Source organism: Mycolicibacterium pallens (assembly GCF_019456675.1).
GTDB lineage: Bacteria > Actinomycetota > Actinomycetes > Mycobacteriales > Mycobacteriaceae > Mycobacterium > Mycobacterium crocinum.
This window is the reverse complement of sequence record NZ_CP080333.1, coordinates 4608695-4630189: the sequence shown is the minus strand read 5'-3', so window position 1 is coordinate 4630189 and position 21495 is coordinate 4608695. Positions and strand designations below refer to the sequence as shown.

Here is a 21495-nt window from a genome sequence, read left to right as displayed (position 1 = left end):
TTTTGTAAAGTAAAGCGGAAGCGTAAAGGTACGGCATGACGGTCCTCGGCTCCCTGTCCCGCGCTCAGCTTGCCAGTGGCTTCTGCTTCGGCGAAGGCCCGCGCTGGTTCGAAGGCCTGCTGTGGGTGTCCGACATGCTCGGCGAGGCCGTGCACACGATCACCCTGGACGGGTCGGTGACCACGCTGGCGCTGCCCGGTCACGCGCCGGCCGGTTTGGGGTTCCGTCCCGATGGCACGCTGTTGATTGTCTCCACCGAAGACCGTGTGGTGCTGGGTTATGACGGGGATGTCGTCACCCAGATCGCCGACCTCTCCGCGATCGCCCCGGCCAACCTCGGCGACATGGTGGTCGACGGGCACGGCCGGGCGTACATCGGATCGCAGGCGCGCGAGGGCGGCATCATCGCCCGGCTCGATCTCGACGACTCGGTGACGGTGGTCGCCGACGGCCTCGACTTTCCCAACGGCATGGTGATCACCCCGGACGGCGGCACCCTGATCGTCGCCGAGTCGATCGGGCGGCGGCTGACCGCCTATGACGTCGACGCCGACGGCGGGCTGTCCGGGCGGCGGGTCTTCGCCGATGGCCTCGACGGGCCACCGGACGGGATCGCGCTCGATGGGGCCGGCGGGGTGTGGACGTCGATGACGTTGGCGCATCAGTTCGAGCGGGTCGTGGCGGGCGGCGAGGTCACCGATCGCGTCGACATCGGTGACCGTGCGGCGATCGCCTGCATGCTCGGCGGTCCGGACCGGCGCACCCTGTTCTTGGTTTCGGCCTCGGATGCATATCCGCAGCGGCTCGTCGGTACCCGGCACTCGTGCGTCGACTCGGTCAGGGTCGAGATCCCGGGCGCGGGCTTTCCATCAATCGAAAGGTGAGCATGACCGACAGCTACTACGAACTCGTCGACCCCGATGATTCCCGCGGGGAGAAGTTCCGGGCCACCGATCTGGTTCGCAGCACGTGGACGTCACACATCCAGCACGCCGGGCCGGTGTCGGCGCTGTTGGTGCGGGCCCTGGAGCGCTGCCAGCGCCGTGACGACACCCGGCTCAGCCGCGTCGTCGTGGATCTGCTCGGGCCGGTACCTGCCGAGGGCGACCTTTGGGTCAGTGCCAAGCTCGAACGTGGCGGTAAGCAAATCGAATTGGTGTCCGCCGAGATGCTGGGCATGGGACCCGATGGTCAGCCGCGTCCGGTCGCGCGGGCCAGCGGCTGGCGGATGCTGACGCTAAACACCGTGGCGCTGCTGTCGGCGCCGGTCGCGCCGCTGCCGCCGCGTTCGCAGGGCGTGAACCGCAATCTTGCGGACAACTTCGATCGCAACTACGTGCACAGCCTGGAGTGGCTCTGGTTGACCAAGCCGCTGGCGCCGGGGCCGGGGGAGTCGTGGCTGCGGCCGCTGGTCGATCTGGTGCAGGGCGAGGAGATGACGCCGCTGGAGCGGCTGTCCGCCGTCGCCGACTGCGCGAACGGGATCGGCAGCAAGATCGACATCAGGAAGTACACCTTCCTCAACACCGACCTGGCGGTGCATGTGCATCGGGTGCCGGCCGGCGAGTGGATCGGTGTGCGCGCCGAGACGATGTACGGGCCCGATGGAGTGGGGACGACGGTCGGCACGCTGTTCGACGACGACGGTGCGGTCGGCGTGATCCAGCAGTCGGTGCTGGTGCGGCCGCGGTAGGCCCGCGCCGAGACTGCACTTGTTCGCACGTCTACTCGCGAAACGTGTACAACACCTGCAGTTTGGGCGCGATCAGTCGAACAGCACCGCCGGATTCAGATAGCCCGTCGGGTCGAAGGCCGCCTTGATCGTGCGCATCGCGGCGATGTCCTCGTCAGTGCGCGCCATGCCGAGGTAGTGGCGTTTACGGCTGCCAACCCCATGCTCGGAGCTGACGTTACCGCCATGTGCTGCAATGAGTTCCATCATCGCAGCGTACAGGTGCGATTCCTGCTCGGCGCCGCAGCGCAGCACGTTCAGATGCAGATTGCCTTCGCCGATGTGGCCGAACAACACCGGGATCGCCTCGGGCGCATGCTCGGCGACCAGTGCGGCGGAAGCGGCCGCGAACGTCGAAATCACCGACAGCGGCAGCGAGACGTCGAATTTCAGTGGCGGACCGAATAATCCGACGACCTCCGCGGTCGACTCGCGGACCTGCCACAGCCGCTGCTGCGCAGTGCTGTCCACGCCGACAGCGGGCTCACCGGCCAGCTCGGCGTCTTCGAGCGCATCGGCCAGCCGCTCGGTCAGATCGGTCTCGCCGGCCAGTTCGATCAGCAGCAGCCAGTCCCCGGTGGTCGGCACGGGTACGTCCAGATGCTCGGCGGCCAGCGCCGCCGAGCGGCCGTCGACGAGTTCAAGGGCCGCAATGGATTCGGTGTCGCGCAAGACTCTGCCCGCGGTCACCAGTGCGTCGAGGTCATCGAATCCGCAGATCGCTGTCACCCGATGCGCGGGCACCGGGTGCAGCCGCAGATCCAGCCCGGTGATCACCCCCAGGGTGCCTTCGGCTCCGATGAACAGCGACGCCAGGTCGTAGCCGGTGTTGTCGGCGCGCACCTGGCTGTGCCGGTGCACCACCGACCCGTCGGGCAGCGCGATATCCAGACCGAGCACCTGCTCACCCATGTTGCCGTAACGCACGGTGCGGAGGCCGCCCGCGTTGGTAGACGCCATTCCGCCGACAGTGGCCGAATCACGTGCTGCGAGATCGACTCCGAACAGCAGCCCGGCCGCTGCCGCCGCGCGCTGCACGGCAGCCGCCGTCACCCCGGCCCCCACCAGGATCCGCCGCTCGACGACGTCCACCTCACCGATCTCCGTCAGCCGCTCGGTCGAGAGCAGTACGTCGTCATGCTCGGGCACGGTGCCGGCCACCAGCGAGGTGCGCCCGCCCTGCACCGTCACCGACACCCCGGCGTCGCGGCACTCCCGCAGCACCGCGGCGACCTCGTCGGCCGAACCGGGCCGCACCAGCGCGCTGGCCTTACCGCGATAGCGCCCGGTGTGGTCGACGCTGCGACCGTCAAGGACGTCGGCGTCGGTGACGACGTGCGCGGCACCCACAATGGCCTGGAGCCGTTCGGGCAGCGAGGAACTCACTTAAGTGGGTCTATCACACATCGCGAGAAAAGCCCCCAACTCCACCAACCCCGCCGGGGTCGACGGCAGATAATCGGTCAGCATCGCCGACCGAACGATCACCGCCGCGTACTTGGCCCGGCTCACCGCGACGTTCAGGCGATTGCGGTTGAGCAGGAACGAAATTCCGCGCGGTACCTCGGCGATCGACGAGGCCACCAGCGACACGAACACCACCGGGGCCTGCCGGCCCTGGAACTTGTCCACCGTGCCGGCCTGCACATCGGCCAATCCCGCCGCGTCGAGCAACCGCCGCAGCAGCACCACCTGCGCGTTGTACGGCGTGACGATCAAGACGTCGGCCGCGGTCAGCGGCCGGGTGCCGTCCTCGTCGCTCCAGTCCGATCCCAGCATGCCGGTGATCGCGGCGACGATGGCGTCTGCCTCTTCGCGGCTGTCGGTCGAGTTGCCGTCGTGCTCGACGGTCAGCACCTGCACCCCGGGCCGCACTCCGTCGAGGCGTCGGGCGGCGGTGCGCTCCTCAACCGAATGCAGCCGGTTGTCATAGGAGAGCCGGGACACCGCCGCGCACACCGCCGGATGCATGCGGTAGGAGCGGTCCAGGAAGTAGCCCAGTTCCTCGGGCAGCGTGTGCTGCCCGTCGACCAGCCAGCCGAGCGCCGAGGCATCCACCGGTTCGGGGTGGGTGCCCTGGCTGACCTGAGGGAGTTGCTGCGGATCGCCGAGCAGCAGCAGATTCCGGGCCGCCTGCGCGACGGCGATGGTGTTGGCCAGACAGAACTGACCGGCCTCCTCGATGACCAGCAGGTCGAGACAAGCCGGCGGCACGCGCGATGAGTTCGCGAAATCCCATGCTGTGCCGCCGATCACGCAGCCGTCGTTGTCGGCGATGAACGCGGGGTACATCTTTTCGTCGATCTCTGTCCACGGTCCGCTGCCGCCACGTTTCTTGGCGACCAGAGCCGAGTCGACGCCGGCGCCGATGATGTCCCGAAACAGATTCTCCACCACGGCATGTGACTGCGCGACGACGCCGATGCGCCAGCGGTGCTCGTTGACCAGGGTGGCGATCACCCGCGCTGCGGTGTGCGTCTTGCCGGTGCCGGGCGGACCGTGCACCGCCACGTACGACGAATCCAGCGCCAGCAGTGCTGCGGTGATGTTTCCGACGCAGTCCTCGGTCCGCGGCAGCGGCCCCCCGGTGCGCGGTGGCCGCCGCAGCAGGATGTCGACGACAGCGGACTGCGGCAGGATGGGCAGGCCGGTCGCGATCTCGGCCGCCGCCGCGTCGATCGACTCGCGGAGCGCCTTGGTCTGAAACGGCGGCCCCGGGGTCAAGGCGAACGGCACCGCGTCGAACACCCCGCCGCTCTTCGGTTCTCGCTCCATCACCAACACCTCGGTCGGTGCGGCCGGATCGTCACACTCCAGCACGGTGACCGACGAGTAGGCGCGCCGCTCGGGGTCGTCCGACAGCCCGGCCGGGGTCGGCGGGTGATACATCGCATACATGTCGCGGTCGAGTTCACCGGCCGCGATCGAGCCGGTCAACAGCAGCCGCCGCTGCTGTTTGCGGGCGCGCGGCGGGACGTTCCACGCCGTCTCGACGGTCACGTCGTCGGCGAGGAAAACCCCTGGCGTGTCCGACCATTCGTCGACCGGGCTGTTGAGCCGATCGAAGTGTCCCCACCAGAACGGCTTGTCCTCGCGGCGGTGATAGCCGCGGGCGGCGGCGATCATCGCGACCGCGCGCTGCTCGGGACTGCGCGCGGTGACATCGTCTCCGGCGAAGGCGCCCAAGGTGCGCGCCAGTTCGTCGTCGACATCGACCTCCCCGCCGTCGGTGACCGGCTGTGCGCCCAGCGGCGGCACCCCGGCCTCAAAAGCGCGCTGCAGCAACCAGTCCCGCAGGATCCGGGTGGACCGGCAGTCGTAGAGGTTGTAGTCCTCGATCTGCTTGAGCACCGTCGCGGCTTCGTCGGCGTTGCCGTCGGCGAGTAATTCGCAGTAGCGGGCGTACTCCGTGATCGAGTCGGTGGCGGTGGTGACGTCGCCGCCCCGTAGTTCAGCACCCATGTACAGCGGCTCGAGAGACTTCAGGCTGTAGTTCTCGGTGCCAACCCGAATGCTCTTGCGCACCAGCGGATACAGATCGACCAGCACGCCGTTGCGCAACAGGTCGTCGACTTCGTTCTCGCCCTCCCCATAGCGGCCGGCCAGGCGCAGTAACGCCGTCTTCTCGTATGCCGCGTAATGGTAGATGTGCATCTTCGGGTATCGCTTGCGGCGCTTGCGCACCATGTCCAGAAAAGCCTTGAGCGCCTTGCGTTCCTGGCGTCGGTCGTGGGCCCACAGCGGGCGGAAGTCCCCGCCCGCGCCGAGCACGCCGAACATGTACTCCAAACCCCAGTCGGTACCGTCGGCCGTCCACAGCGGGTCACCCTCGAAATCGAAGAACAGGTCCCCCTTGTCGGGGTCCGGTAGCAGCATCAGCGGCTGCGGGTCGACCACCTCGTACGGCGGCTTGCCGTCCTGTCGCGGTGCGATCTGCAGCCTGGCTTGCCCGCGCAGCGTGGCGACCATCCGGGCCGGCATCTCGGGCACCGGCCCGTCGTGCGAAGCCAGCTGATGGACGGTGGTGATGCCGGCCTCGATCAGCCGCGCGCGCTGGCTGACTCGCATGCCGGCCACCAGCAGCAGGTCATCCTGCTCGCGGACCTGCATCTCGCATTCCGGGCAGCGCATGCACGCTCGCACGGTCTCGTCGGCCCAGCTGACCGGCGCCTGGCCGGCGAGGTGGCGATCCAGCAGGTCCTGCAGTTCGGTGCGACGGGAACGGTAGACCGGCAGCAGTTCGTCGACGCGGTAGGCGCTCGTCGCACCGTTGCCGAGCACCAGCTCCACCTCGTCGTGGACGGCGACGCCTGCGGCGCCGAGCGTCTCGGCGTAGGCAGCCAGCTGCAGCAGCGCCTCTACCTTCACCGACCGGGCCAGCTTGGTGTCGCGCAATCGGTACCGGTCGCCGTCGAGGACGAGGAAGTCGGCGAAACCGACGAAGCGGCCGTCGAACATCGCGGCCTGATAGATCACGGGAGCGCGACGTTCGACGGCATCGAGAGTGGCGGTCGCGGCGGCGGTCAGCCCGGCGACCGAATACGACGGCCTGCCGATGACCGCGACATCGGACAGCGATCGCAGCTCGTCGAGGTGCCGCTGCTCGTGCTGGTCGCCAAGCTCCGCGGTGCGGGCCAGGAGCTCGTCTTCCACCGACACCGCCGGGCCGCGGCCCAGCTTGGCATCGAAGGCGCGCAGCAACGCGTACTCGCACCGCGCGGCGGCGGCGAGGTCGGAGGCGCTGTAGACGACGCGGTCGTCGGCGACGAACACAGACTCACTCTAGGCGCGGGCTACGACGTTCCCGTTCATGGTGACTATGCGCATTTGACGAACCGCGCCGTGCGGAGGCTCGTACCATACGTGTGGGAGGAAAAATCATGGGGCGCTTGGTAATGCTGATGTCGTCATCCTTGCTTGCCGCTGCGGTGTTGAGCGGGTGTGGCGGAGGCGGGAGCCAGCCGCCGGCTCAATCTGCTGCGCCGCTGACGCCACTACCCGTCGTGACGACTACCGCCCCGGCGCCCGGGAGCGAAATCGTCATCTCGAACATGAGTTACACGGTGCCGCCATCGGTCAAACCAGGGCAACAGTTGACGATCGTCAACAAGGACTCCGCGAATCACACCGTCACGGCCGACGAGAACAATCTGTTCGACGTCCGGATATCGGGCGGCGGAGGTACGGAGACCCTCACGGCCCCGACGACGCCCGGCACCTATCCGTTCCACTGCAAGTACCACGCCAGCATGAACGGTGTGCTCACCGTCGCGTAGGCCGGACCGGCGTCAGCCGTTGCCGATCAGCTCCACACCGTTGCCGTTCCAGCGGAACTTCACCACGCTCTGCAAACCCAGGCCGTTGACGTAGGTCAGCGCGACGGTGTCCCCGGTGCTCTGCGTCGTGTCGACACCGTTGAACCCGTACGTGTCGGGCACCCCGGTGGGGATGAACTTGCCGAGGTGGAACATCACCGCGCGGGTGTTGGGTTTGTCGGCGTTGGTGTTGGCCTTGATGATGATCGCCGAGAGCTGCGCGCACTCGTTGTAGTTGCCGGCGATCGGCACGGGGTACCAGCCCTGGTTGCTGTTCGGGTCGCGCGGGAGTTCGGACACGGTCTGCGCGATGGCCGGCGCCGCGAGGTTCACCGCGCACGGATCCGGCGGCGGTGTTGTGGTCGTCGGAGGGGGCGGCGGCGGGGGCGCCTCGGTCGTGGTCACCGCGCTCGAAGTCGGCTGCGGAGTCTTGGCCACCGTCGAGTCACCGGAGCTACAGCCCGCGAGTGCGGCGGCCAGCGCGACTGCCGCCGCAGCTATCTGTAGGCGATCCCACACAGGGGCGACGGTACCGGCCTTCTCGAGCGGAAGCGGGTTACGGCACGCTACGGCAGTAGACTGCAGGTCCGATGACATCCCCGGACGACGCCCCCCAGACCTTCGCCGACCTGCAGATCCACCCTTCGGTGCTGCAGGCCGTGGCCGACGTCGGCTACGAAACGCCCTCGGCCATTCAGGCCGCCACCATTCCGGCGTTGCTGGCCGGCTCCGACGTGGTCGGCCTGGCCCAAACCGGCACCGGCAAGACGGCCGCGTTCGCGATCCCGATTTTGTCCAAAATCGACCCCAACAGCCGCGACACCCAGGCGCTGGTGCTGGCCCCGACACGTGAGCTGGCCCTGCAGGTGGCCGAGGCGTTCAGCCGCTACGGCGCACACCTCAAGGTCAACGTGCTGCCGATCTACGGTGGATCCTCCTATGTGCCGCAGCTGGCCGGTCTCAAACGAGGCGCGCAGATCGTCGTGGGGACGCCGGGGCGCGTCATCGACCATCTGGAGAAGGGCAGCCTGGACCTGTCGCACCTGGACTACCTGGTGCTCGACGAGGCCGACGAGATGCTGCAGATGGGGTTCGCCGAGGACGTCGAGCGCATTCTGGCCGACACCCCGGAATACAAGCAGGTGGCGCTGTTCTCGGCGACCATGCCGCCGGGCATCAAGAAGATCACCGCCAAGTACCTGCATGACCCGGTCGAGGTGACGGTCAAGTCGAAGACCCAGACCGCCGAGAACATCACCCAGCGCTATTTCCAGGTGTCGTATCCGCGCAAGATCGACGCGCTGACCCGCCTGCTCGAGGTGGAGGAGGGCGACGCGATGATCGTGTTCGTCCGCACCAAGCAGGCCACCGAGGAGGTCGCCGAAAAGCTGCGGGCCCGCGGATTCGCCGCGTCGGCCATCAACGGCGACATCCCGCAGGCGGTTCGCGAGCGCACGATCTCGCAACTGAAGGACGGGACGATCGACATCCTGGTCGCTACCGACGTCGCGGCCCGCGGTCTGGATGTCGAGCGCATCTCGCACGTGGTGAACTTCGACATCCCGCACGACCCGGAGTCCTACGTGCACCGCATCGGGCGCACCGGCCGTGCCGGCCGCTCGGGCACAGCATTTCTGTTCGTCACCCCGCGCGAACGCCACCTGCTGAACTCGATCGAACGGGTCACCCGACAAAAGCTGGTCGAGAGCCAGCTGCCGTCGGTTGAAGACGTCAACGCCCAGCGGGTGGAGAAGTTCCGCGACTCGATCACCGACGCGCTGAACGCACCCGGATTCGAGATGTTCCGCCGGTTGATCGAGGACTACGAGCGCGACAACGACGTGCCGTTGGCCGATATCGCTGCGGCGCTGGCATTGCAGAGCCGCAACGGCGAAGAGTTCCTGATGACCGAGCCGCCGCCGGAGAAGCGCCGCGAGCGACCCGATAAGCCGGAGCGCGGTGACCGCGATCGCCCGCCGCGCAAGACCCGCGACGATCTGGCCACCTATCGCATCGCGGTGGGCAAACGGCATAAGGTCGGACCGGGCTCGATCGTCGGCGCGTTGGCCAACGAAGGTGGGTTGCACCGCAGCGATTTCGGGCACATCACCATCAAGGAGAACTTTTCGCTGGTCGAACTGCCGGCGAAGTTGTCCAAGGAGACGTTGAAAAAGCTTGAGAAGACCCGGATCTCCGGAATTCTGATCGACCTCAAGCCCGACCGCGGCAACCCGAAATACGACACTCGTTCCGACTCGCGGCCCTCCGGCGGGAAGCCCCGGCGCACGAGCCGATGATCGCGTCCAGCCAGGTCGACCAGGGCGGACTGGAATCAGTCTCGGGCGTCGACCGGGTCGGCTCGCTGACCGGTGTTCGTGCGGTCGCCGCGCTGCTGGTGCTCGGCACGCACGCCGCCTACACCACCGGCAAGTACACCCACGGCTTTGTGGGACTGGTGTATTCGCGGCTGGAGATTGGCGTGCCGATCTTCTTCGTCCTTTCGGGCTACCTGCTGTTCGGCCCGTGGGTGCGCGCCGCGGCGGCCGGACGGTCGGCGCCCTCGATACGCCGCTACGGGCGGCACCGGGTGCGTCGCATCATGCCGGCCTACGTCATCACGGTGCTGGCGGCCTACCTGATCTACCACTTCCGCACCGCCGGGCCGAACCCCGGCCACACGTGGATCGGCTTGCTGCGCAACCTGACTCTGACGCAGATCTACACCGACAACTACATGTTCGACGGTTATCTGCACCAGGGACTGACGCAGATGTGGAGCCTGGCGGTCGAGGTCGCGTTCTACGTTGCGCTACCTGTCCTGGCGTGGCTGCTGCTGGTCGTGGTGTGCCGGCGGCGGTGGCGTCCCGGGCTTCTGCTGACCGGACTCGGGGTGCTCGCGCTGATGAGCCCCGCGTGGATGATCCTGGTGCATACGACCGACTTCCTGCCCAGCGGTGCGCGGCTGTGGCTGCCCGGCTATCTGGCCTGGTTCATCGGCGGCATGCTGCTGACGGTGTTGCAGGCCATGGGAGTTCGTGTCTTCGGCTTCATCGTGTTGCCACTGGCGGTGGTCAGCTTCGTGATCGTGTCCACGCCGATCGCCGGCGAGCCGACCACGTCGCCGACGGGGTTGACCGAGGCGCTGGTGAAGACCGTGTTCTACGCCGCGATCGCGACTCTCATTGTGGCGCCGTTGGCTCTGGGTAACCGCGGCTGGTATGCACGGGCTTTGGCCACCCGCCCGATGGTGTGGCTGGGCGAGATCTCCTACGAGATCTTCCTGGTCCACCTGGTCGTCATGGAGATCGCGATGGTGGAGGTGCTGCGCTGGCCGGTCTACACCGGATCGGCGCCCGCGTTGTTCGTGGTCACGCTGATCATGACGATCCCGGTGGCGTGGCTGCTGCACCGGTTGACGCGGGTGCGTACTTAATCGCTGCCATCCTCGCTGCCGAGTCTGCGCTCAGCGCTTGATTTTCCGTGAAGATTCGCACTGGACGCAGACTCGATGCGTTCACCGCAGACTCGATGTCCGTCGCTGCAATGCATCTCGCACCCGCCGCACAATGTCGCCTGATGTGTTGCCTGCCAACACCCGGATTACGATCCAGCCCAGTCGCTCAAGGTCCTCGCGTCGCCGATTGTCCTTTTCGTACTGCCAGCGATCTGTGCGGTGGTGTTCACCGTCATACTCGACGGCCACCATCATCTCTGGCCAACCCATGTCCAGGTAGTAAGTCGTGAGGGAGTCAGTGCAGTGGATGGGGATTTGCGTCTGCGGCCGAGGGAATCCGGCCTCGACAAGCGTCAGCCGCAGCCAGCTCTCCCTTGGTGATTGGGCGCCGGGATCGACCAGGTCCAGGACCGTCTCCAGTTGTCGTAAGCCGCGGGCGCCGCGGTGGCCGCCGGCAAACGCGCTGACGTCGTCGACGCCGATACCCGTCGCGCGCAGGAGCGCGTCCATCCTGGCAACGCTCGACCGGGTTGGTGTGCGACGGCCGATATCGAAGGCTGTCCGCAGAGGGGTGGTTACGGGCAAGTCGCCCAACAACATCCACTCATTGGCGCACAGGGACAAGTGACGCGTGCGCAAACCGCGCGGTCGCCTGGCATTCGGTGCTACCAATTCGACCGGCAAGTCGCTATCCACCCACTTCGCGCCGTGCAAACCTGCCGCGGTGAGGCCCATAAGAATGCCCTTTCGGTGCGACCACAGCCACGCGGCGCGGGCACGTTGATCAAGCGTGAGTTCGCATCCCTTGGGGGCGTAGACGTCGGGAAATACGGCGCGATAGCGAGCGCGCAGTTGATGACCGCGCAGAACGCCGTTGGCGACGGCTTCGCTACCGATGAAAGGGTCCTCGAGCTTTGTCATGCCGACACAATCGGACCGATGACCGACTCGATGTCGACCGAATCTGCGTGTAGCGCGCGACTATGTGGATGAATCTCGATCTGTGCGCAGAGTCGTTGCCTTCACTTCAGTCTCGCTGGGGCACACCATCGGAACGACGAACTCTTCGAGGATCGCGCGCTCGTCCTCGGCATCGCGGCCGGGGAAGATCAGCAATGAGGTGAGCACCCGAACCAGCCAGCGGGCGCGGCGGTGGACGACCTCGGGGTCGTCGGGCCACAGCGACAGCAGGAAGCCTGACGTCAGTGCCTGGATGACTTCGGACTGCTCGGCCATCTCGGCGCCGATGGGGGAGTCGGCGGTGGCGAACCACGATGACAGCGCCGGGCTTTCGCGTACCAGTGTCATCGACGTGGTGAGGCCGGTCAGCAGCCGCTCCCGCGGATCGGGGATGCCGGCGATCAATTCGGTCAGCTGCTCGTACAGTCGGTAGGCCTCCCGGTGCACGTACGCCCTGTGCAGCACCTCCCGGTTTTCGAAGTACCGGTAGAGCGTGGCCCTGGAACACCCTGCGGCACGGGCGATGTCGTTCATGCCGACGGTCGACACGTCGTTGCCTGCGAACAGTTCCCCGGCGGCGTCGAGGATGCGGTCGGTGGCGACCTCGGCGCGCCGCGAACTCAGCCAGTCGCCCGCCATCAGCCGCGCACCCGGAACGGCACCGACAGCGGCCGTCGCACGTAACCACCGCCGGCCCAGACGATGCCCTCCTCGTCGATCTCGAAATCGGGGCAGCGGGAAAGCAATTCGGTCAGCGTCACCCGCGCCTGCATGCGGGCGGCCGCTGCGCCGAGGCAGTGGTGGGCGCCGTGGCTGAATGTCAGGATGTTGCGCGGCCGGCGGGTGACGTCGAGTTCGCCGGCGTCCGGGCCGTATTGGCGTTCGTCGCGGTTGGCCGATCCGTACAGCAGCAGGACCTTGCGTCCGGCCGGGATCGTCTTGCCGTGCAGCTCGACATCGCGGGTGGTGGTGCGGGCCAGTCCCTGCACCGGGGAGGTGAGCCGCAGCAGCTCGTCGACGGTATCGGGGATCAGCTCGGGGTGGTCGACGAGCAGCTGTCGCTGGTCGGGACGCTGGTGCAGCAGTGGCATCGAGCCCCCGAGCATGCCGGTCGTGGTGTCGTTGCCACCGGTGACCATCGTGAAGGTGAAGGCCAGCACGGACAGGGTCCCGGCGATGTCGCCGTCGGCGCCGACGCCGGCGGCCACGAGGTGCGACACGGTGTCGTCTTCGGGCTCGACCCTGCGGCGCTCGATCAGTTCGGTGAAGTAGCCCATCATCCCGGCGAGCGCATCGGTGACGGTGCTGAGCGCTCCGCCGATTCCCTCGGCGGACGTATTGGCCGCGACGATCGCCTCGGTCCAGCCGTCGAACTGGTCGCGATCCTGCTCGGGGACGCCGAGGTAGTGCGCAACGACCATCGACGGCAGCGGCTTGAACAGCTCGGTGACGATGTCGCCGCCGCCATTGGCGCGCAGCCGTTCGATCCGCTCGACGACGAATTCGCGCACCTTGGGTTCGACTGCTTCGACCTGTCGCGGGGTGAACCCGCGCGACACCAGCCTGCGAAATTCGGTGTGCACCGGCGGATCCTGCATCACCATTGGTGGATTATCTTGCAGCCCAATCAGTTCCAACTCGTTGTAGTTGACGGTCAGGCCCTGGGCGGAGGAGAAGGTCTCGTGGTCGCGGGCGGCGTCGAAGATGTCGGCGTGCCGGGACAGCACCCAGTAGTCGTGGTCGGGATTCGCCGGCACGACGTGGTGCACCGGATCGTGGTCGCGCAGCGCGCGGTACATCTGCCAGCGATTACCCCAGGTCTCGGCGGTAGCAAGCTCGAAACGGGCTTCCGCCTCGTGAGACACAACAGCGGTCATGTCTTATGATTACGACAGCTCCAGCGTTGTGTCAAGGGCCGTGTGGAGATCTGAGTGGGTTTCCTGGCCCTCAGAGGGCATGGCTGCCCCCCTCTCGGCGCTGGCTGGATCAGCGACGTGGAACTTATCGACGTCGAATAGCCAGGGGCTGCTGGCTTTCGCGCTTCCGTAGGCCGCCGCCGATAGGTGCCCAGCTCAGTCGTCGTTGTCTTTGTCGGACTTGTCGGAGTCGTCGGAGTTGTCAGGCTTGTCGTTCTGATCAGATTCCTTGTGATCCGAATCCCCCTCTCCGCCATCGGATTGGGTGCCGTCGATCTCGAGTACCGCCCAGTGACTCGGCGAGAGGAGCACCGACCACTTGCCCTTCTCGCGGCCCAATTTCAGAACGCCGTCGTCGATCTCCCAGACGGTGTCGTCGTCGTGCTGACTCTCTTGCCCATCGGAGTAGGTCAGTTTGAATGCCATGCTGGTGGATGCCCAGATGACGTTGCTGATAATCGCGACACGTCAGCATCACGATCCTGGCTACGTGTCTGTGGCACTCCCGGGCAAGGTCGCCAGCAGGGCAGCGAGGCTGTATTCGAAGACGGCGTCGTAATCAGTGGGCGCCTGTAAGGCTCGGACCAGCGCACGGTCCGGCCAGTCGTCGGCCCACAGCGTCGGGTCTTCCTCGTCGTGCTTCGGCCCGCGCACCGCCGAGAACTGCATGATCGCCGACGAGATGACGTGGACTTCGATGGCCCGCAGCACCAGCGCGGCCTCGGTCCCGGTGACGCCGAGCCGGGCGAGTTCGGTCGCCAGCCGCTGCTGCACCGGCAGGAACAGCTGGGGGGTTCGGTTGCGTTCGTGCGCGATACCGAGCAGGTGCTGACGGTCGATGAGCGCCCGCCGCTGTGCGCGGGCGAGTTCGGCGATGCGGTCGGCGGGATCGTCGGCGTCGGCGGGCAATGCCGCCATATCGCCGAGCAGTCGTTCGACCAGGCTGTCCAGCAGCTTGTCCTTGCCGCCGACGTGCCAGTAGATCGAGGTGACCGCGACGCCGAGTTGCTCGGCGAGCCCGCGCATCGTGAAAGCGTCCACCCCGTCGTGCTCGATCATCGTGGCCGCGGCGTCGAGGATGGAATCCGCGGTGACCGGGTCGGGGTTACGTGCCACCGGGCTCGCCTCCCGTCATGCGATCTGCCTCCGGAAGGTCCAGATAGCGCTCGAGGTTGCGGTGCAGGTTGATGACGCGCCGCTCCTCGTTGGACAGCGTCAGATGCGTGAAGCCCGGCTGACGCAGTCCGCGCTGGAGGCCGGCGAGCACCGAAATATCCTGGGTCAGAACCAAACCCGGGTGTGCTTCGTCGGCCGTCATGCGGACGTCGATCGGCGTGGTGCGCGGTGCGTCGGGCGCCATCCGGGTCCATAGGTACATGACGAGCTCGCCGTGTTCGGGGTCCGCACCCGGGTGTGACGTCATGACCGTCAGGTGGTCGGCGTTGGTCAGCAACGTCATATTGGGAAAGACGTTGTACTGGTGCAGCAGTAGCACCTGCTCGGTGGTGGCCCAGCTCAGGTCGACCCCGCGACCGGCTGCGAACTCTCGTGTGCGAGAGGCAATCACATCGGGAACCGAGGCGCCGCCCGGAAACGGCGTGCCCTCTTCGACACCCATCAGCGCGCCCTGCGTGGTCACGTACGCGTCCCACACATCGTCGTCGGAGATCGGCTCCTTCAGGTGCGGGCTGGGCACGCCGTAATACTGCTCCGACTTGCCGGTGTGGCCCCAAATCTGTTGCGGTGCATAGACATCATCCATGCACCGGTGCAGCTCGGGGTGCAGCGTCTGGATGTGATATGTCTCGCTGTAGCCGTCGGCGATGGTCTTCCAGTTCGCGTCGACCTCGATCGTCATCGTGGCGTAGCAGCGGAAGTCCGCGAGCCGGTTCCAGGCGATGTCGGCGGGCATTGCCTCCAGGTATTCGTGCAGCGGCATCGCATCGGCGTCGAGATTGACGAACACCAATCGTTCCCAGGCATCCACGCGCACCCCGATGAGGGGGAAGTCGTTCATGTGCAGCGCGCCGAAGCCCTTGCGGTTGGGCACCCGCTTCAACGCGCCGGACAGGTCCCAGGTCCAGCCGTGATAGCCGCAGCGCAACTCGCTCAGCTGTGAGCCGGCGCCCGTGCAGAGCGAGTTGCCGCGGTGCCGGCACACGTTCTGAAATGCGCGCAGTTGGCCGTCACCGTCACGAACGATCAGCACCGAGTAGGGCCCGCACCGGTATTCGAAGTAGTCGCCGGGCTCGGCAACGTGATCGACCGTGCAGGCGACCTGCCAGACGCGCGGCCACATGTGGTCGTTCTCGAGTCGGGCGAACGCAGGGGAGTGATAACGCGCCGCGGGCACCCGGGTCGGGCTGGCCGGAGGGGGGCCGGTCGCGTCATCGCGTCGAACATCGTGCGCCGTGTGCGTCACCATGCGCCTCCTCGCAAATCTTCTCCAAACGGTATTACAGAGCAGCCTGTAACGGTGTTACATTGACGACGGAAATCGCACATCGGACAGGAGTGGCCATGTTCGACCTCAAGATCACCGGTGGGACCGTCGTCGACGGGACCGGAGCCGACCGCTACCTCGCCGACGTGGCGATCAAGGACGGGAAGATCGTCGAGGTGCGGCGCCGCGGGGTGTCCGACGCACCGTTGGAGGGCGAGGCGCGCGAAACCATTGACGCCACAGGCAAAGTCGTCGCACCGGGATTCGTCGACATCCACACGCATTACGACGGTCAGGTCAGCTGGGACAGCCTGCTGGAGCCGTCGAGCAATCACGGCGTGACCACCATCGTCACCGGCAACTGCGGCGTGGGCTTCGCCCCCGTGCGGCCCGGCTCCGAGCAGTGGCTGATCGAGCTGATGGAGGGTGTCGAGGACATCCCGGGCAGCGCGCTCACCGAAGGCATGACCTGGGGCTGGGAGAGCTATCCCGAGTACCTCGACGTGATCGGCAAGGGCCAGTACGCCGTCGACGTCGGCAGCCAGGTGGCGCACGGATCGGTGCGGGCGTATGCGATGGGCGAGCGCGGCGCCAAGAACGAGCCCGCGACCCCCGACGACATCGAGGCCATGGCCCGTCTGGTCCGCGAAGCGATCGAGGCCGGCGCGCTGGGCTTCTCAACGTCCCGCACGCTCGGCCACCGCGCGATGGACGGCGAACCCGTTCCGGGCACCTTTGCCGCCGAGGACGAGTTGTTCGGATTGGGCCGGGCGATGGCCGCGGGCGGTCAGGCTGTGTTCGAGCTCGCGCCGCAGGGCGTCGCCGGTGAGGACATCATCGCGCCGAAGAAGGAACTGGAGTGGATGCAGCGCCTCGGCGCGGAGATCGACCGGCCGATCTCGTTCGGGCTGATCCAGGTCGACGCCGCACCCGACCTGTGGCGCGAGCAGATGGACATCTCCGCGGCCGCACACGCCGCGGGCAGCCGGCTCTACCCGCAGATCGCGGCGCGGCCGTTCGGCATGCTGTTCGGCTTCCCCGGCCACCACGCGTTCACCCACCGCCCGACGTTCCGAAAGCTGAAGGCGGAGTTGGGTCGTGAGGAACTCGCGCACCGGCTCGCCGACCCGGCGGTCAAGGCCGCGATCCTGGGCGAGGACGATCTGCCGCCCGACCCGAACAAGCTGTTCGACAACATGAACATCCTGGTCCAGTACGCGCTGGGACGGATCTACCACCTCGGCGACCCGCCGGACTACGAGCCCACCGACGAGCGCACGGTCGAGAAGATCGCCGCCAACCGTGGTGAGGATCCGCTGGCCACGCTGTACGACCTCATGCTCGAGGCCGACGCCACCAACATGCTGATGCTGCCGTTCTTCAACTACTCGTACGGCAACTGTGACGCCATCCACGAGATGCTGACCCATCCGGCCGGTGTCGTGGGCCTGTCCGATGGCGGCGCGCATTGTGGAATGATTTGCGACGCTTCGTATCCCACGTTCCTGCTGACCCACTGGGCTCGCGACCGGCACCGGGGCGCCAAGCTGCCGCTGGAGCACTTGATCCGCAAGCAGACCCACGACACGGCGCAGCTGTTCGGTCTCGGTGACCGCGGTGTCATCCAGATCGGCAAGAAGGCCGACGTCAACGTCATCGACATGGACGCGCTGCGGCTGCACCCGCCGAAAATGGCATACGACCTGCCCGCCGGCGGAAATCGACTGGTGCAGGGCGCTTCCGGATACACCGCGACGATCGTCAGCGGCACGGTGACGCGGCGTGACGGCGTCGACACCGGCGCGCGGCCGGGCCGGCTGGTGCGCGGCGCCCGTTGAGCGGCTACCTGAAAATGCCCAATTCGTCGAGCACGTCGGCGTAGGCCAGCAGGTCGGCGGCGAACAGCTGCGGCTGTTCGAACGCCGCGAAGTGGCCGCCGCGATCCTGGATCGAGTAGTGCACCAGGCGATAGTGCTTGTCCGCCCACACTTTCGGGATCCGAACCAGCTCGCGTGGGGACACCGCGTAACCGGTCGGGACATCCACGCGGCCCGACCACGGGCTGAGCGCACCGGTGCCGGCGTGGGCCGCCTCGTAGTACAGCCGCGCGGCCGAGGTCGCCGTACCGGTCAACCAGTACATCATCAGGTTGTCGATGAGCCGGCTGGTGCGGATGGGCATGCCGTCGCGGACGTCGCTCCAGGCGTGGAACTTCTCCAGGATCCATCCCGCCAGGCCTACCGGCGAGTCCTCGAGACCGTAGCCGAGTGAATGTGGCCGGGTGCCTTGGATTTCCATGTACGCGGTGCCCTCGGCCATCCGCTCGGCGGACGCGACAAAGGCGGCGACTTCCTCTTCGGTGACGCCGTCCATGGCGTCGGGTCCGTCAGCGGACGCGAACAGCATGTTCGTGTGAATGGCCACGGCGCGGTCCGGGTAGTGCTCGCCGAGGTAGCGCACCACCAATGCGCCCCAGTCTCCGCCCTGGGCCAGGAACCTCTCGTAGCCAAGCTGTGTCATCACCTCGGCGACCGCCGCCGCCACTCGTCCTGTGTCGATGCCTCGTTCGGTGGTGGGCCCCGAGAACCCGTAGCCGGGCATCGAGATCACCACGGGGTGATACCGGTCGTGTAGCAGCGGCACGGCGTCGAGGAACTCGATGATCGATCCCGGCCACCCGTGCACGAGCGCCACCGGAATCGCAGCCTCGTCAGCGGATCGACGGTGCAGGAAGTGCACGCGTTGTCCGGCGGCGGTCGTGATGAAAGACCCGATGACGTTCAGCTCGGCTTCTGTTGTGCGCCAGTCATAGTCACTGCGCCACTGGTCGACGAATGACTTCAAGAACGACTGGTCGGTTCCGTAGTCCCAGTCGCTGCCGGGCAATTCGGCCGGGAACCGCGCATTCTCAAGGCGGCGGTGCAGGTCGTCGAGATCGGATTGCGGGACGGCGATCTCGAAGGGTGCTGGCGAGTGGGTCATTCGCTCACCCTAGTAAGGCGACACCTGCCTGCGCGCCGTCTTGGGTTAGATCACCGCGCCCGGATTCAAAATCCCATCGGGGTCCAGCGCGGCCTTGATCCGGCGATTGAGTTCCATCGCCTCGGGGCCGAGTTGTCCTGCCAGCCACGGTTTCTTGAGTCGACCGACGCCGTGTTCGCCGGTGATCGTCCCGCCCAGCGACACCGCGAGATCCATGATCTCGCCGAATGCCTTCTCCGCGCGTTCGGTCATCGCGGCGTCGGCGGGGTCGTACACGATCAGCGGATGAGTGTTGCCGTCACCGGCGTGCGCGATCACCGAGATCGTCAGATCGCGGTCGGCGGCAATCTTGGCCACCCCGCCGACCAGCTCGGCCAGCGCAGGCAGCGGTACCCCGACATCCTCGAGTAGCAGCGACCCCTTGGCCTCCACCGCGGGGATCGCGAAGCGGCGCGCCGCGACGAACGCCTCGCCCTCGGCCGGGTCGGACGTCGAAAAGCATTCGGTCGCACCGGCTTCGGTGAACACCTGCGCCATGTACTCGGCATCCTCGGCGCCGGCCGGGCCGCGATCGTCGGAGGCGGCCACCATCATCGCCGCCGCCGAGCGGTCCAGGCCCATTCGCAGTTTGTCCTCGACGGCGTTGATGGACACCGCATCCATGAACTCCAGCATCGAGGGCCGGATGCGTCCGGTGATCGTCACGACCGCTCCGGCGGCGGCCTCCACCGAATCGAACGTCGCCACCACCGTGCAGGCCGACGGCTGTGGCGGCAGCAGCCGCAACGTCACCTCGGTGATCACCCCGAGGGTGCCTTCGCTACCCACGAACAGTTTGGTCAGCGACAACCCGGCCACATCTTTGAGGCGTGGGCCGCCGAGGCGCACCGCGGTGCCGTCGGCCAACACCACCTGCAGCCCGAGCACGTAATCGGTTGTCACGCCGTACTTCACACAGCACAGACCGCCGGCGTTGGTGGCGATGTTGCCACCGATGCTGCAGATCTCGTACGACGACGGGTCGGGCGGATACCACAGACCGTGCTCGGCGACCGCCTTCTTCACCTCGGCGTTGAGCAGACCCGGCTGCACGACGGCGGTGCGGGTCACGGTGTCGACGGTGATGTCGCGCATCTTCTCCGTCGACAGCACGATTCCGCCGTCGACGGCGGTCGCGCCACCGGACAGGCCGGTGCCCGCACCTCGCGGCACCACCGCGATGCGGTTCGACGAGGCCCAGCGCAACACCGTCTGTACCTCTTCGGTGCGGGTGGGCCGCACCACGGCCAGCGGCATTCCCGCGGCGGGGTCTGCGGCGCGGTCGTGGCGGTAGGACGCCAGGATGTCGGGGTCGGTGACGACGACCCCGTCGGGAAGCTCGGCGGCCAGGCCGGCCACTGCACTCACGGCCATGGCGCCATCGTAGGCGTGTCGTCGTCCAGTTCCCGCAGTGCGGGCAGCCAGGGGCACAGCAGGCCGATCACAAGGATGGGCACCGCCAGCACCAGGAACGTCACCTTGAGGCCGAACCCGTCGACCAGAGGGCCGGCCAGGGTGAAGCCGATCGGACCGGCGGCGTACGTCATCGACGTCATTACTCCGACCACCCGGCCGCGCAGCTGCACCGGAGTGCGGGTCTGCATGACCGAGTTGTAGATGGGGCCGATCGGCCCGTACACCAAACCGACGATCGCGGCGGACGACAGGATCACCGGCAGCGGTGGCAGGAACGCGATCACCGCGACCGCGATGCCGAACGTCAGCACCGCCGTCAGCACGGTCGCGCGCTTACTGGCGAACCTCGACAGCACCGTCCAGCTCAGCGCCCCGATCAGCCCACCGATCGACAGCGCCATCAAAACCCAGCCCAGCTGCGCCGGCTCGTTGCGGTCGGTGAAGTACTTGGGGAACAGCACGCTTTCCATCGGCAGATACAGGCCCGTGACGGCGAGGTCGATGAGGCCGAGTGTGCGCAGTACCCGATTGCGCCACACGAACTTCAATCCTTCCACGACGCCGGAAACCACACTCTCCGGCAGCTTTTCGCGCGACGGACGCCCGCTGCCCTCCAGGCGCAGCACCGCCATCGTGAGGATCGCCAGGCCGAACAGCGCGGCGGTCACCCACATCGCATGGACGCCGCCGAGTGCGGCGATGAGCAGACCGCCGATGCCGGGGCCGGTGATGTAGGCCAGGTTGAAGACAGCCTCGTAGACGCTGTTGGTGTGATCGAGGGTCCAGCCCGCGCGAGCCGCGGCCTCGGGGAGCATCGATTGGCGCGCGGTCATGCCGGCCGGATCGAAGAACGCGCCCAGGGCGGCGAGCGCCGCGAGCACGGCGGTATTGAGAACGTCGGCGCCGAACGCGATGGCCAAGACCGGGATCGCGGCGACCGCGGTGGCCGACAGCGCGTCGGAGAGCATCGCGACCCGGCGTCGGCCGACGAAGTCGACTGCGGTCCCGGCGATGAGGGTGGCGAACAGCAGAGGCAGGGTCGCCGCACCCGCGACGATCGAGGCGTCCACTGCGTTTCCGGTGCGCTGCAGCACCAGCCAGGGGAAGGCGACCATGGAGATGCCGTTGGCGCCCGCGGCCAGGAAGGCCGAGGACAGGATCAACAGCGCGGGCACGCGCGTGGTGGCCACCGGCAGAGCTTAATTTCTCGCACGCCGCCCAGGACGCAGGCAGAGTGG

At 67.1% G+C, this 21495-nt stretch carries 18 protein-coding genes; 6 read left to right on the top strand and 12 right to left on the bottom strand.

Annotation, left to right across the window (positions count from 1 at the left end; all coding sequences use genetic code 11):
- Positions 1-35 precede the first annotated feature (35 nt).
- A complete protein-coding gene (locus tag K0O64_RS22480; protein WP_096312093.1) occupies positions 36-884 on the top strand; it encodes an SMP-30/gluconolactonase/LRE family protein in 849 nt (282 codons plus the stop codon).
- Between the two features lie 2 nt (positions 885-886).
- Positions 887-1693 carry a thioesterase family protein gene (locus K0O64_RS22475; RefSeq protein WP_096312092.1) on the top strand — a complete coding sequence of 269 codons (807 nt, stop codon included), beginning with the start codon at positions 887-889 and terminating at the stop codon, positions 1691-1693.
- 72 nt (positions 1694-1765) lie between these two features.
- Here the strand turns inward: K0O64_RS22475 and K0O64_RS22470 are convergent, their stop codons facing one another.
- Both K0O64_RS22470 and K0O64_RS22465 read right to left on the bottom strand, forming a co-directional pair.
- On the bottom strand, positions 1766-3118 hold the full coding sequence (locus K0O64_RS22470) for an FAD-binding oxidoreductase (RefSeq protein ID WP_096312091.1): 1353 nt from the start codon (positions 3116-3118) through the stop codon (positions 1766-1768).
- The gene (locus tag K0O64_RS22465; protein WP_096312090.1) at positions 3119-6505 is read right to left on the bottom strand and encodes a TM0106 family RecB-like putative nuclease; all 3387 of its coding nucleotides are present in this window, start codon (positions 6503-6505) and stop codon (positions 3119-3121) included.
- Between the two features lie 230 nt (positions 6506-6735).
- Here K0O64_RS22465 and K0O64_RS22460 point away from each other — a divergent pair, with 230 nt between their 5' ends.
- A complete protein-coding gene (locus tag K0O64_RS22460) occupies positions 6736-7008 on the top strand; it encodes a cupredoxin domain-containing protein (protein ID WP_225933515.1) in 273 nt (90 codons plus the stop codon).
- 12 nt (positions 7009-7020) lie between these two features.
- Here K0O64_RS22460 and K0O64_RS22455 read toward each other — a convergent pair whose 3' ends face one another.
- Positions 7021-7566 carry an LppP/LprE family lipoprotein gene (locus K0O64_RS22455; protein WP_071949591.1) on the bottom strand — a complete coding sequence of 182 codons (546 nt, stop codon included), beginning with the start codon at positions 7564-7566 and terminating at the stop codon, positions 7021-7023.
- A gap of 71 nt (positions 7567-7637) precedes the next feature.
- On the opposite strand from K0O64_RS22455, the gene K0O64_RS22450 reads away from it, so the two are divergent.
- Positions 7638-9344 (top strand): DEAD/DEAH box helicase, encoded by a 1707-nt coding sequence (locus K0O64_RS22450; RefSeq protein ID WP_071949592.1) that lies wholly within the window; start codon positions 7638-7640, stop codon positions 9342-9344.
- Positions 9341-10480: an acyltransferase family protein gene (locus K0O64_RS22445; RefSeq protein ID WP_071949593.1), complete on the top strand. Its 1140-nt coding sequence runs from the start codon at positions 9341-9343 to the stop codon at positions 10478-10480. Before K0O64_RS22450 ends, K0O64_RS22445 begins: the two co-directional genes overlap by 4 nt.
- 81 nt (positions 10481-10561) lie before the next feature.
- Here the strand turns inward: K0O64_RS22445 and K0O64_RS22440 are convergent, their stop codons facing one another.
- The 6 genes from K0O64_RS22440 to K0O64_RS22415 form a co-directional block, all read right to left on the bottom strand.
- Positions 10562-11422, bottom strand: coding sequence for an endonuclease domain-containing protein (locus K0O64_RS22440; protein WP_071949594.1), 861 nt, complete (start codon positions 11420-11422; stop codon positions 10562-10564).
- A gap of 60 nt (positions 11423-11482) precedes the next feature.
- Positions 11483-12100, bottom strand: a complete 618-nt coding sequence (locus tag K0O64_RS22435; protein WP_096312089.1) for a TetR/AcrR family transcriptional regulator — start codon at positions 12098-12100, stop codon at positions 11483-11485.
- A complete protein-coding gene (locus K0O64_RS22430) occupies positions 12100-13338 on the bottom strand; it encodes a cytochrome P450 (protein ID WP_071949596.1) in 1239 nt (412 codons plus the stop codon). Before K0O64_RS22430 ends, K0O64_RS22435 begins: the two co-directional genes overlap by 1 nt.
- Before the next feature lie 195 nt (positions 13339-13533).
- Positions 13534-13803 carry a hypothetical protein gene (locus tag K0O64_RS22425; RefSeq protein ID WP_071949597.1) on the bottom strand — a complete coding sequence of 90 codons (270 nt, stop codon included), beginning with the start codon at positions 13801-13803 and terminating at the stop codon, positions 13534-13536.
- 60 nt (positions 13804-13863) lie between these two features.
- Positions 13864-14493, bottom strand: a complete 630-nt coding sequence (locus K0O64_RS22420; RefSeq protein ID WP_071949598.1) for a TetR/AcrR family transcriptional regulator — start codon at positions 14491-14493, stop codon at positions 13864-13866.
- Positions 14483-15802 (bottom strand): aromatic ring-hydroxylating oxygenase subunit alpha, encoded by a 1320-nt coding sequence (locus K0O64_RS22415; protein WP_071949599.1) that lies wholly within the window; start codon positions 15800-15802, stop codon positions 14483-14485. The genes K0O64_RS22420 and K0O64_RS22415 overlap by 11 nt, the downstream gene beginning before the upstream one ends.
- Before the next feature lie 95 nt (positions 15803-15897).
- Between K0O64_RS22415 and K0O64_RS22410 the strand changes: the two genes are divergently transcribed.
- Positions 15898-17658, top strand: a complete 1761-nt coding sequence (locus tag K0O64_RS22410) for an N-acyl-D-amino-acid deacylase family protein (RefSeq protein WP_071950372.1) — start codon at positions 15898-15900, stop codon at positions 17656-17658.
- A 4-nt stretch (positions 17659-17662) separates the two neighbouring features.
- On the opposite strand, the gene K0O64_RS22405 is transcribed toward K0O64_RS22410, so the two are convergent.
- Genes K0O64_RS22405 through tap form a run of 3 tightly spaced genes read right to left on the bottom strand, consistent with a single transcriptional unit; the run spans position 17663 to position 21447 of the window.
- Positions 17663-18802, bottom strand: a complete 1140-nt coding sequence (locus K0O64_RS22405; protein ID WP_096312088.1) for an epoxide hydrolase family protein — start codon at positions 18800-18802, stop codon at positions 17663-17665.
- Positions 18803-18847: 45 nt separating this feature from the next.
- Positions 18848-20215: an FAD-binding oxidoreductase gene (locus K0O64_RS22400; protein WP_071949601.1), complete on the bottom strand. Its 1368-nt coding sequence runs from the start codon at positions 20213-20215 to the stop codon at positions 18848-18850.
- Positions 20206-21447, bottom strand: a complete 1242-nt coding sequence (tap, locus tag K0O64_RS22395; protein ID WP_071949602.1) for a multidrug efflux MFS transporter Tap — start codon at positions 21445-21447, stop codon at positions 20206-20208. The genes K0O64_RS22400 and tap overlap by 10 nt, the downstream gene beginning before the upstream one ends.
- Positions 21448-21495 lie beyond the last annotated feature (48 nt).